This is a genomic window from Streptococcus parasanguinis, assembly GCF_015556095.1.
GTDB classification, from domain to species: Bacteria; Bacillota; Bacilli; order Lactobacillales; family Streptococcaceae; genus Streptococcus; species Streptococcus parasanguinis_Q.
The window spans coordinates 37,605-49,778 of sequence record NZ_JADNLT010000009.1 but is presented as its reverse complement, the minus strand read 5'-3'; the positions used below and the strand labels follow the sequence as shown (position 1 = coordinate 49,778).

The 12,174-nt window shown below is 44.9% G+C and carries 9 protein-coding genes; 2 read left to right on the top strand and 7 right to left on the bottom strand.

The annotated features are described in order from the left end of the window. Window positions 1-124 precede the first annotated feature (124 nt). From I2E70_RS08795 to I2E70_RS08780, 4 genes are all read right to left on the bottom strand, one after another. Window positions 125-3,358 carry a pneumococcal-type histidine triad protein gene (locus I2E70_RS08795; protein WP_195424465.1) on the bottom strand — a complete coding sequence of 1,078 codons (3,234 nt, stop codon included), beginning with the start codon at window positions 3,356-3,358 and terminating at the stop codon, window positions 125-127. Window positions 3,359-3,365: 7 nt separating this feature from the next. Continuing rightward, the gene (locus I2E70_RS08790; protein ID WP_195424463.1) at window positions 3,366-4,301 is read right to left on the bottom strand and encodes a metal ABC transporter solute-binding protein, Zn/Mn family; all 936 of its coding nucleotides are present in this window, start codon (window positions 4,299-4,301) and stop codon (window positions 3,366-3,368) included. A gap of 354 nt (window positions 4,302-4,655) precedes the next feature. Beyond that, the gene (locus I2E70_RS08785) at window positions 4,656-5,639 is read right to left on the bottom strand and encodes a Gfo/Idh/MocA family protein (RefSeq protein WP_023917493.1); all 984 of its coding nucleotides are present in this window, start codon (window positions 5,637-5,639) and stop codon (window positions 4,656-4,658) included. 16 nt (window positions 5,640-5,655) lie between these two features. Then, window positions 5,656-6,918, bottom strand: coding sequence for a DUF6287 domain-containing protein (locus tag I2E70_RS08780; RefSeq protein ID WP_195424462.1), 1,263 nt, complete (start codon window positions 6,916-6,918; stop codon window positions 5,656-5,658). A gap of 248 nt (window positions 6,919-7,166) precedes the next feature. Between I2E70_RS08780 and I2E70_RS08775 the strand changes: the two genes are divergently transcribed. Both I2E70_RS08775 and I2E70_RS08770 read left to right on the top strand, forming a co-directional pair. Continuing rightward, the gene (locus I2E70_RS08775; protein WP_195424460.1) at window positions 7,167-7,688 is read left to right on the top strand and encodes a DUF2975 domain-containing protein; all 522 of its coding nucleotides are present in this window, start codon (window positions 7,167-7,169) and stop codon (window positions 7,686-7,688) included. 10 nt (window positions 7,689-7,698) lie between these two features. After that, window positions 7,699-7,905 (top strand): helix-turn-helix domain-containing protein, encoded by a 207-nt coding sequence (locus I2E70_RS08770; protein WP_003006064.1) that lies wholly within the window; start codon window positions 7,699-7,701, stop codon window positions 7,903-7,905. 504 nt (window positions 7,906-8,409) lie between these two features. On the opposite strand, the gene metG is transcribed toward I2E70_RS08770, so the two are convergent. The 3 genes from metG to I2E70_RS08755 form a co-directional block, all read right to left on the bottom strand. Continuing rightward, window positions 8,410-10,401 carry a methionine--tRNA ligase gene (gene metG / locus I2E70_RS08765; RefSeq protein ID WP_195424458.1) on the bottom strand — a complete coding sequence of 664 codons (1,992 nt, stop codon included), beginning with the start codon at window positions 10,399-10,401 and terminating at the stop codon, window positions 8,410-8,412. Between the two features lie 160 nt (window positions 10,402-10,561). After that, on the bottom strand, window positions 10,562-11,254 hold the full coding sequence (locus I2E70_RS08760; RefSeq protein ID WP_003012031.1) for a phosphoglycerate mutase: 693 nt from the start codon (window positions 11,252-11,254) through the stop codon (window positions 10,562-10,564). Between the two features lie 144 nt (window positions 11,255-11,398). Beyond that, window positions 11,399-11,845 (bottom strand): Fur family transcriptional regulator, encoded by a 447-nt coding sequence (locus I2E70_RS08755; protein ID WP_003006041.1) that lies wholly within the window; start codon window positions 11,843-11,845, stop codon window positions 11,399-11,401. Between the last annotated feature and the right edge of the window lie 329 nt (window positions 11,846-12,174).

Genomic DNA, 12,174 nt, shown 5'->3' with positions numbered 1-12,174 from the left:
AGTAGGGCTGTAAAAGCTGATGAAATCAGCGTAGTAGAGCCCACTCAACCACTGCGTCTTGCTCGACAATCCAAAAATAATCGAGAGGCTAGGACTTTTGTTCCAGCCTCTTCTCTATTTTCTATTAGTTCTGAGGAGATGAAGCATCTGGCGTGCTTTCTTCTGTTACAGCTGCGCTTGCAGGCTCTGTTTCTGTCTCAGTTGTAGCAGGCTTGCTTCCTTCTAAAGCTGCTGCTTCTTTTTCCACCGGAGTTTCTGTAGGGACAGGCGTTTCAGCTGTGGTAGCTGCTTTGCCCGCTTCGCTTGCAGATGGCGTTGCTGCCAACTCTGCCTGGAATGCTTGGATAGCCTGTAGTAAGGCTGCTTTATCACTCTTTGGATTAGCCAATTGGTCAAAGAGAGCTTCTAAGCGATCAAATACCGCATCACTAGCTCCCTTGTCCTGCAATTGTTGGTGCAAGGCCATCAACTGGTTATAGAGCTGTTGATAAAGAGCGACATCCCCAATTTGAGGCTCTTCCGTTTGCTTTTGTTTTTGCTTTTCAATGGTATCGCTGATTTCACGTAGAAGTGCTTCCCCACTTGGAATAGCCTTGTCTGGATCAGATTCTTTTCCAAGTTGAGCCAAGCCTGTTTCAAAAGCCGTTCGTTTACCTTGGTCTTCGACTTGTGGCAAGAGCGACTGGATTTGCTCTAAGAGGGCTGTCAAAATCTTGTTCTGTTGACGGGCTTCTGTTGCCTTATCCAACTCTCCATACAAGCCTTTGAGGAAATCATAAACCGCTACGTTGTAGGATGGGTTTTGACTTCCTTTTTGATCCAAAACTGTTTTTTCAATAGGATAGGTTTGGCCTTTTTCTTGGGAGAAGAGCTGGTCAATAGCTTGCTTAGTTTGGTAGAGCTCCATAAAGTGAGACTTGGAATCCCAAGCTTCTTCAAAGGCTTGAGCTCGGTAGAGCTTCAAGGCTAGATCTGCCGCCTTAGTGCGGAGTTCTGGTGTCAAGCGCGCATCGCTCAAGCTTTGGTAGAAATACTTGAGGTAGTCGACAGATGTCACACCCGTCCGATCTTGCATCTCCTGAACAGCTTCTAATAGCTTCCCTTCCTGCTCTATACGCTTGCTGTCCTTGGCAGTATAGGCTTCCTGCAATTGAGAGACCAACTCTTCCTTCTTCAATTGGAAGGCTTCTGTGTCTAGCAAGCGCACTTGTTCCAACAATTCTTGGTAACGACGATCCAAGGCTGTCTCTTCTTTTGGTTTGACCGCTTGGGTCGCATGAATGTACTGCGCATCAACCTGTTTGAGACTAGCTAGATAGCCCTCTGTTGAATTACTTGGGAAACTCTTGACATTTTCCAAGAAGTGGCCCAAGATCAGCTCAATCCGTCTTTGTTGCAATGGATCAGAAGCATAGAGAGTCCGGCTTTCTGCTAAGAGCTGGTTGACCTTGTCCTCTACGACTTTCTTGTCCAAGTCTCCTTTTTTGTAAGGAGATTGGATGGTTGGAAGACGGTGGGCTAAGTAGTCTGCTAGTCCTGCTGAACGTACCTTGATGTAGTGGTTGTGATCGCCATGCGGGATAACAAACTGACCATTTTCAATCTGGAGGCTATAAGGAGAAATCCCTGAACGAAGCGCTGTTGCATAGAGTTCATTGATAAAGTCTAGTTCAGGATTGCCAGTTTCAAGTGGGATGCGGACATGTTCCTTCCGAACGGCATAAGGATGGATGTGGGTCGGATCATATTCTTGGTCTGGATTGTTAAAGACAAAGAAACCATTGGAAATCTTAATGGCCTCGCGAGGGACACCGTAGGTCTTACTGATGTACTGGATCTTTTCCTCATCTGAGGCATCACGAGAATAGGTCGCAACGTCATCTGTCAGGGGCTGACCCTTGTCTTCTTCTTTCTTACCAGCTAGAGTTGCCTCCGCTGCTGCAATCTCTTGAGGAGAGAGGTCCTTTTTATAGAAATAATGGGCATGGTTGCCATGAGCGACCATATAGCCTTCCTCGTCCTTGCTGATGACCTTGTCTGCGTGGAAGCCGTGATCGTGCTCCTCTTCGCGCTCGTGACTGTCGCCATGCTCATGATCATGCTCATGTTCAACTGGTCTTGTGCTTGGATTTGAAGGTAAGCTTGGACTTCCTTCTGTTGAACTACCAGTTCCTTGAGCACGAAGCAATTGGAATTGCCGCGCCAACTCACGCTCTAAAGGCGATAGGGAGCTGTAAGGGATAAAGTGGAAATGATCCCCATGAGGGTAGACAATCCCTTGATCGGTCCACTTGGTAATCTTGCTTGGATCAAAGACAGAACCATCAGACTCCACATGACGAGAAGACAACGGGGCTTTCTGCAATTCTTCGATCAAGTTGGTCAAGGTTGGACTCGGTTTAGATGCAGCTGGTTTAGAAGTCGTTGGGGTTGTCTGTGTATTGGTTGGACTGGCTGATGGCTGGTTACTTGCTTGCTTCCCAAGGCTTGGAGAGGCTTGATCTGAAGTTCCATGCCCTTGTTCTGTGCTTGCTCCAGCTAGGTGTGAGTTCCCAGCCTGATGACCGGCTTGACCACCTAAGACGGAGAGGGCTGCTGCTAACTCGCCAGCAGATAGGGCACTCTTTGGAATATAATGGAAATGACCACCATGGGGCACAATAAAGCCGTCCCCTGTATCTGAAATGACATCTCCAGGACTAAAGACATAACCATCGTCCGTACGGTAGCCACCACCTGTATGGTTCTTAGCCGTCAGCATCTCAAGGGTCTTACCTTCCTTCAACGCTTGACTAGGTTGACGGAAGTCACGGGTCTTGCCTGCCTTGTGCGAGGAGCTCGCCTGTACCGATCCTGTTTCCCCTTCTTCTTTAGCGCCACCTTTTTGTTGCTGAGCGATCTCTTCGATCGAGCGCACATTGACCGTATGTTGGGCATCCTTTAAGTAGAGATAGTATTTCCCAGCGCGTTTGATAATATAGCCATCCTTGACCTTGCTCACGATATCCGCTTCTTGCAACTGATAAGTTGGATCCCGCAAAATCAACTCTTCACTAAAGATGGCATCAAATGGGACCTTCCCGCTGTAGTAATGAAAATGATCCCCATGAGAAGTGACAAAGCCTTCATCTGTAATCTTGATGACAATCTGCTCTGCCTGGGTCTTTTCCTTGGCATTGACCGCTTCGATGCTGTCTTCCTTTTTGCTGGAGGCAGACGATGACGATTTCTTGTCCGCTTGCAAATACTGAATCTGATTCTTTTTCTCTTCCTTGACTTGTGGCTGCTGACTGAGCGCATAGGCACAGAGTCCTAGCCCCAAGGTCGCTACCAATCCAATCGTTCCCTTTTTCTTCATTCTTGATTTACTCCTCTAATTCCTTGGCTAAAGTCGCCATATTTTCTTCTAAATTTTCTAGTAGATCCTTATCGTTTTGTGGATCGGCTTCCAGTGGATCCAAGACCTTGACACGCGCCCCTGTTGCCTTAGCGATACTATCTGCCACCTTTGACGACGTGTGCTTTTCCACAAAGATCGTTTTCACTTTGTAGTCTTTGACAAACTGCTGGATCTCGGCCAATTGCCGAGCGGTCGGTTCTTGCTCTGGGGAAATCCCTGCAATCCCTAACTGCTTGAGACCAAAGCGTTTGGCCAGATAAGAAAAGGCCGTATGCTGGGTCACAAAAGTCTTTTGCTTGGCCTTGTCAAAGAGAGGCTGGTAGTGAGCTACTAGTTCCTCACAGCGCTTTTCAAGCTTTTGAGCATTGACCTGATAGAGTTCCTTGTTCTTTGGATCGATCTCTCCCAAACGTTGGGCGATGATCTTTCCTTCCTCTGCGATTTTTACAGGATCCAACCAAGTATGCGGATCATACAAGTGCTTGGCTTCTTTTCCCTGACCAGCCTCGACATCCTCTAATCCAGCCACCTTATCAAGGGTCATTCCTTGGCTACCTTCGATCACTCGCAACTTGGAACCTTGAAGATTAGGATCTAAGCGACCGGCCCAAGATTCCAGGGTCTGAGAATGATAGACAAATACATCCGCATCATAGATCTGGGCTACTTCCTTGGTTGAGGGTTTATAATCATGGATCCCTGCACCTGACTGAACCATCCAGATGTCATTTTGATCGCCAGAGATTTCCTTGACCAGGGCATAGATAGGATAAAAACTCGTGACAATTTTAAGACCTTTTTTAGAAGGGGGCTTGCCTGCATTTCCTTGACTTCCACAAGCTGTCAGCAGAAAGAAACCGAGAAACAAGAGTCCCAGAACCTTCATTCTTCTCCTATTCATCCTTCACCTCTTTTTCATTTTCGTTAACTAGTTTATTAATCGGTTAATTAACTAGTTAATAATACTGCTAATCATTTGCTTTGTCAAGCCTTTTTTACATTTTTTTCCTTTTAATGTTAGAGACTAACCGTTTCCTAGACCACACGAGCCTTCCTTGCAGTAAAAAAAGAGAGTGGGACAGAAATCGGTAATTCGTTAGAATTCGATTTCATCGTCCCACCTCCGCACAATTGAGTAGGGCTGTAAAAGCTGATGAAATAAGCGTAGTAGAGCCCACTCAACCACTGCGTCTTGCTCGACAATCCAAAAATAATTGAGAGGCTAGGACTTTTGTCCCAGTCTCTTTTCCGACTCCTATTCTTCTTCTGGGTAAACCAAGCCCCAGTCTTTGCGGAGTTGAGTCATGAGGTCCATGACATCACGGCTGTAGTTTAGGTAGAGATGATTTTCCCTTCCTGCGACTGCTGCTTCCATATCAAGGACTTCATACTGGAGGGCTTTAGCGGTTTCTCCTGCTTCGATCACTTCTTGTGATCCATCTTCCGTATAGGTGATGACCGCTTTTTGCCCACGCGGGTATTCGTAGAGTTCGATATAGCCCTTGTCATAAGCGATCGTCCCACGTTTCGGTTGTTTGGCGTGAAGACTCAGCGTCACCGTTGCCATTTCCCCTTCACGATTCGTAAGAAGGATCCCCGCTTGCTCATCGACACCAGTCGGTGCCAGCTTGACCTGTGAAACCATCTCTGTCGGCTGTGACGTCATAAACCAACGTACGAAAGACAGGGCATAGACACCGATGTCCAGTAGAGCTCCACCTGCCAGATTGCGATTGAAAAAGCGGTTGGTCATGTCGTATTCCTTATAGGAACCGAAGTTCATCTGGATAACCTTAAGGGGTCCCAGCTTGCCACTTGCTACAATTTCAGAGAGTTTCCGATAAATAGGCATATGGAAAATGGTCATGGCTTCTGCTAGTTTGACATGGTTTTCTTCAGCAAGCTTTATCGCTTCTGCCAATTCCTCACTGTTGAGGGTGATGGACTTTTCGCAGAGCACGTGCTTGCCAGCTGCGAGGGCCTTACGAAGATACTGGATATGAGTATTGTGAGGCGTTGAGATATAGATGATATCCACTTCAGGGTCTTCAAAGACTTCATCAATCTCTTTATAAACCTTTTCGATCCCGTATTTCTCAGCGAAGGCTACCCCCTTGTCATAGGTACGATTGGCAACGGAATAGAGTTTCCCACCAAGCGCTTCAAGGGCTTGCGCCAATTCATTGGCAATAACGCCTGTTCCAAGACTCGCCCACTTATAGTTGATGTGATAGCCCATGGTTTAATCTCCTTTTTTATTGACGGTAGAAATATTGATCAGCTGGGTAGTTACCTGCAGATTGAGTGAGCACCAGACGTGGCTTGCTGGTGTCAGACTGGTCTCCATCTGGATTTTGGAAGCCAATTTTCAGCAGTCCAATCGCCGCACCGGTCTCACCCATCTTTATTTCAACATAAGGGATCTTGCTCTTCTTATCTGAGTCCGCAACGGCCTTGAGGCTACCTTGGCCCTTGACTTTCCCATCTGCTTGGATGACGATCTCAGCCCCCTTGCCATTGCGCCAGGTTCCAGCTAAGCTTGAGAAGTCTCCTCCGTTAATAGCCGCAATATCCAAGTCTTTCTCTTTTTTCGGTTGTGGGTAAGCTTTCCACCACTCTAGATGGTAATCACGGTAGGCCACGTCACCAAAGAGAATCCGACGTTCTTGGGAAGCTACTCCGTCAGGACCTGTCACACCCGCTGGGATCAAGTACAAGGTTTGCTCCTGCCCTTGGATCGCAGTCGCATTTGCCCCTGTGAAATAAACTTCATAATAGCCTTTTCGCTTCTTGGGCTCTTTTTCTTTATTGAACAAGTAACTTGCCCGAGTGCCTCCACTCCAGAAAGTCCAGCCAGTCTCCCCATTTACAATACTTGGAAAGGCATTGGTCTTGTTTTGGTAGTATTCTTCTGGAGTATAGCCATAAAGTTTAAAACCGGAATCTGCGATTTCCTTTTCATAGGTATCATTGGAATAAGCACCTTCAAACGGTGAGAGATTGCCATCAAGGACGACATCATTTGGATCTGTCGATTTGAAAAAATCCTCCCGATTGGCAAAGACCATCTCGTGGTCGGGATTTTTGTCAGACATGGTCACCGTGATCAAAGGCTTCTTATCTGTCTTGTATTTGAAGACACGAACAGTGACTGTAAAGTCTGTATTGCCATCGGATTTTTTCATCTTGCCTGTTGAAATTTTGTTAGATCCTTCGACCTTCCAATTCGTGCTAAATTCAGCAGATACCTTGCCGTCAGCCGTTTGGTAATCGATCTTCCAGGCCTTGCCTTTTTTCTCGATTTTGGCTTCATCCCGTTCATTAGAGACGTAGTCACCACTCAAGTCAATAGCTTTTTCCTTTGGCTTAGTGGCCTTCTTACTGGTCTGGTTAAATTCCTTTTGATGGTCTGGTTGGATGTTGGAGCTAGAGTAGAGATAGACTCCACCGATCAGAACAGCTGCTCCGACCAGCCCCAGAATCGGCCCCAGGTATTTTTTCTTCCACTTAAGATTCATTTTACTACCTCCATGGAATAAGATCTTTACACTAGTATACCCTAAATCGAAAGTATAGTAAAATTCCCCTCTATGTAGTGGTTTCTCCGGCTTAAACCGACTAGTTTTAGCAGAGAATACCTGTTTTTCAAAAATAATATTTTGTTTATCGTTATTTTTTTATCGTTTTTCGATACTTTTTTATTGACTAATTTTTTATAAGGAGTATACTATAAGTGAAAAATAAATAAACTTCAAGGAGGCTTGCGATGAAAAACTCAAAAACCTTAAAAAATGTCATTGAAGTCTTGACGACTTTCATTTACTTCTGTGGCTTTATGACTGTGGCTGCACTGGTCGTCCACCTGCTTTCACGGATGGGAGTGTTTAAAGATCTCATTCAAACTGGACGCTTGTCCTTTGATGTGAATGGCATCCAGCTCTTCCCCAAACATCTGCAACCTCTCTGGCAGTTGCTCTTCCCACTAGCCTCAAGCGCTATCTATATTTACCTTCTCATCACCATTCGCAGCTTCCTCCAAAATCTCTACCAAGAAAAGATCTTTTCTCACTCCAACATTGATCTTTGCAACCGAGCTTGGAAGATTCTCTTGGTATTGTCCTTTATGTCTGGCACACTTGAAACCAGTGGAAATGCTTATCTCCTTCCCTTCACTTTCAAATTCACCTTTAACACAGGGCTTCTCCTTGCCGTTCCAATCGTCTGGGTCTCTGGCAAGATTTTAGAGAGAGGTATTGAGATTGCTGAAGAAAATGAGCTAACCATTTAAGGAGGTTGCCATGATTATCGTCAATCTAGATGTCATGCTAGCCAAGCGAAAGATGAAATCCAACGAGCTAGCCGACAAAATCGGCATCACGACTGCTAACCTCTCCATCCTCAAAACCGGCAAGGCCAAAGCCATCCGCTTCACCACCCTTGAAGCCATCTGCAAAGAACTCGACTGCCAGCCCGGAGATATCCTGGAATATCGACCAGATGAATAGGAACTATATTCGGAGACTTTCCTTAGGTGAGGACGGACAGTAGCGAATCCCTTTGGGATTCCATACCTAAGATTTGAGCCCACTGTCTCAAATCTTCCGAGAGTCTGAAACGAAAATGTTTCAGACTCTTTTCTCACTGCGGAAGTCTCCGTTAACACCCATTACTAATAGGACTCATCTACCATCCTTGTAAAATTCAATGATGGGAACCTTATCGACACAAGAAAAGCACTCCTGCGGGAGTGCTTGAGAGTGTAGACAATCTGTTCTTTCTTACAAATCAAATTAATTCTATAAAAATCAAAAAATTTATTCGTTAGAATTATTCAATCATCTACTGAAACTTTCCGCCGTGAGAAAAGTGCTAGAAACAATTGTATTTCTAGCACTCGGGAGTTTTGGAACCTAGGGTCCAAAACTAAGTCATGGAACTTCTTCGAAGTTCGCTGACGTCCGTACTCACCTAAGGAAAGTTTTTTAGATGATTTTTTCTTTGTCTATCGTTTAGCCAATGATGCTTCCATTTGGTACAGATGGATCAACAGTTAAGACTGTTAATTGATCTCCGTGTTCTGCGGAAAGAATCATACCTTGGCTGACATATTTCTTCATCATCTTACGTGGTTTGAGGTTGGCCACGATTTGGAGTTTCTTACCGACTAATTCTTGTTCATTTGGATAGAATTTCGCAATACCAGAGAGGATTTGACGGTCTTCGCCATCTCCTGCATCTAGGCGGAAGCGAAGCAATTTGTCTGATCCTTCGACGCGTTCCACTTCTTTGACTTCTGCTACACGGATTTCAACCTTGTCAAAGTCTTCAAATTTGATCTCGTCTTTTTCAGACTTGAGCTCCACTTCTTCTGGAATCCATTCTTTTTCTTGTGGTTTTCCAGCAGTCATTTGAGATTGGATGTAGGCAATTTCTTCTTCCATGTCCAGACGTGGGAAGATTGGAGTTCCTTTGGCAACCACTGTGACATTTTCAGGGAAGCCTGCTAAGGTCAAGTTTTCAAGATCGAAGTCCAAGCCCAAGCCAAGTTGTTCCATGATGGCGTTTGAGGTGTTCATCATGAATGGTTGGATCAAGTGAGCCACGACACGAAGGCTAGCTGCCAAGTGAGCCATGACCGCTGCCAATTGTTCCTTGTCACCATCTTCTTTAGCGAGGACCCAAGGCGCTGTCTCATCGATGTACTTGTTGGTACGAGAGATGATGTTCCATACAGCTTCCAAAGCGCGTGGGTAATCCACCGCGTTCATTTGCTTGTGGTATTCAGCGATGTTTTCTTCAACCACCTTTGCCAAATCAGCATCAAATGCAGTAACATTTTCGATATAAGCTGGAACTTGGCCACCAAAGTATTTATTGATCATGGCTACCGTCCGGTTAAGGAGGTTTCCAAGGTCATTAGCCAATTCATAGTTGATGCGGGCTACGTAGTCTTCTGGGGTAAAGGTACCATCTGAACCAACTGGCAAACTGCGCATAAGGTAGTAACGAAGCGGATCCAAGCCGAAGCGTTCCACCAACATTTCTGGGTAGATGACATTCCCTTTAGACTTCGACATCTTGCCGTCTTTCATGACAAACCAACCATGGGCAATCAAACGTTCTGGCAATTTAACATCCAACATCATGAGAAGGATTGGCCAGTAGATGGAGTGGAAACGAAGGATGTCTTTTCCGACCATGTGGAAGACGGTTCCGTTCCAGAATTTGTCAAAGTTTTCATGATCTTCTTGACCGTAACCAAGAGCGGTCACATAGTTAAGAAGGGCATCGATCCATACATAGACCACGTGTTTTGGATTAGATGGGACTGGCACACCCCAGGTAAAGGTGGTCCGAGATACCGCCAAGTCTTCCAAACCTGGCTCGATGAAGTTTTTCAACATTTCATTGAGACGGCCATCTGGCGTGATGAAATCAGGTTGGGATTTGAAAAATTCAACCAAGCGGTCTTGGTATTTGCTGAGACGAAGGAAATAAGATTCTTCAGAAACCCATTCTACTTCGTGGCCTGATGGGGCTACCCCACCGATAACCTTGCCATTCTCATCACGGTAGACCTCAGCCAATTGGCTTTCTGTAAAGAACTCTTCATCAGAGACTGAATACCAGCCAGAGTATTCACCCAGGTAGATGTCGTCTTGCGCAAGCAAGCGTTCAAAGACTTGGGCCACCACTTTTTCATGGTAATCGTCTGTCGTACGGATGAATTTATCATATGAGATATCGAGTAATTGCCAGAGTTCTTTCACTCCAACGGCCATCCCATCTACATAAGCTTGCGGCGTGATCCCAGCTTCTTCTGCCTTCTGCTGGATCTTTTGACCGTGCTCATCAAGACCAGTCAGGTAGAAAACATCGTAGTTCATCATACGTTTGTAACGCGCCAAGACGTCACAGGCGATCGTTGTGTAAGCTGAACCAATATGCAATTTACCAGATGGGTAATAGATAGGGGTTGTGATGTAGAATGATTTTGTCATTTTCTTTTCCTTTCAGGGCTAATGGAACCCAATTTAGTAACACTCTATTATAACATTTTTAGGGGACCCTGAAAACCCAAAACCAGCTCGGATCTAAGGAAGACAAGCAAAAAAGCTGACCGAAGTCAGCTTTTTTTTATGGATAACAAATTATGTTATCTTACTTACCAAGATAATATTCTTTTACAACGTTCAATTTTTCGTCAAATTCGAATACCAATGGTGGGAAGTTAGGGATTTCCACATCCATGATTTCGTCGTCTGACAATTGTTTGATGTGTTTTACAAGGGCACGGATTGAGTTACCATGTGCTCCTACGAATACGTTTTTACCGTCTTTAAGAGCTGGAGCGATTTTATCTTCCCAGAATGGAAGGGCACGTTCCAAAGTAACTTTCAAGTTTTCAGCATCTGGAATCACTGAATCGTCAAGTGAAGCATAACGACGGTCAGTGTGTGCTGAGTGTTCATCATCACGGTCCATTGCAGGAGGCAATACATCGTAAGAACGACGCCAGATGTGAACTTGTTCATCACCAAATTGTTCAGCAGCTTCTGCTTTGTTTTTACCAGTCAAACCACCGTAGTGACGTTCGTTCAAGCGCCATGATTTTTCAACTGGAACCCACAATTGGTCAGAAGCTTCAAGAGCCAAGTTAGTAGTTTTGATCGCACGTTTCAATACTGAAGTATAAGCTTGGTCAAATTCGATACCAGCTTCTTTGATCAATTTACCAGCGTCGATCGCTTGTTGTGTACCTTTTTCAGACAAATCAACATCAGCCCAACCAGTGAAAAGGTTAGCTTTGTTCCATTCAGACTCACCGTGGCGAGCAAAAACCAATTTTACCATTAGATGGATCTCCTTTTTATTCTCCGAGGTTTCCCCCGTTTATCTATTTTATTCTACTAGATTTTCAGTAAAAAATCTAGTGGCGACCATAGAAAAGTGCAATTTCTCACAAAAAAGAGCCTGACGGCTCTGCTTTCTCTCACATTAATTTTTCTGACAGTCGGGACAAATGCCATAGACCGTCATCTGGGTCTTGGTGATCTGGTAGCCACTTTGACTGGCTGCTTCTTCGCGAAGATCTGGGACTTCAATGTCCACATCTGCGATACGGCCACATTTTTCACACACCACATTCAAATGGTCATGCCCCATGAAATCAAAATAGGTCGTGGTATCATTGCGAACCTTGATCTCAGAGACAACCCCCTCATCAATTAAAACCTTGATATTGTTGTAGACAGTTGCTAGACTCATGCTTGGAAACTGAGGCAATAAATCACGATAGATCTTCTCAGCGCTTGGATGTTCATGACTCGCCACTAAATAGGAAAGAACTGCTCTACGGGTATCAGTAATCCGAATACCCTTGGCACGCAAATTTTGCAAGACTTCTTCCACGCGCTCTTCTTCATGACGATGCAATGCGTTCACTATGATTCCCCCTTTCCAATATGATTTAATCGATTCGTTACCCTTATTATATCATGTTTCAAAATAAATCACTATTTAGAATGCTTTTAATTAAAAAAAATGTCCGGGGGACATTTTTTTCACGAGCCTGAAAATGGAAGAGCGAGTCTAATCTACTCTCAGCCGATCCAACTGGTCATCCAGCGCACGGTTCCTAGGATCATTTTGACCACGAGGATCATAAAGCAAAATTCCAGTACGAACCACAGCCCTTTCAGTAGATACAAAATAGGTCGGATAAACAACAGGGCAAAGAGTCCTAAAATGAATCGCATGTTCTTTTCTCTCTC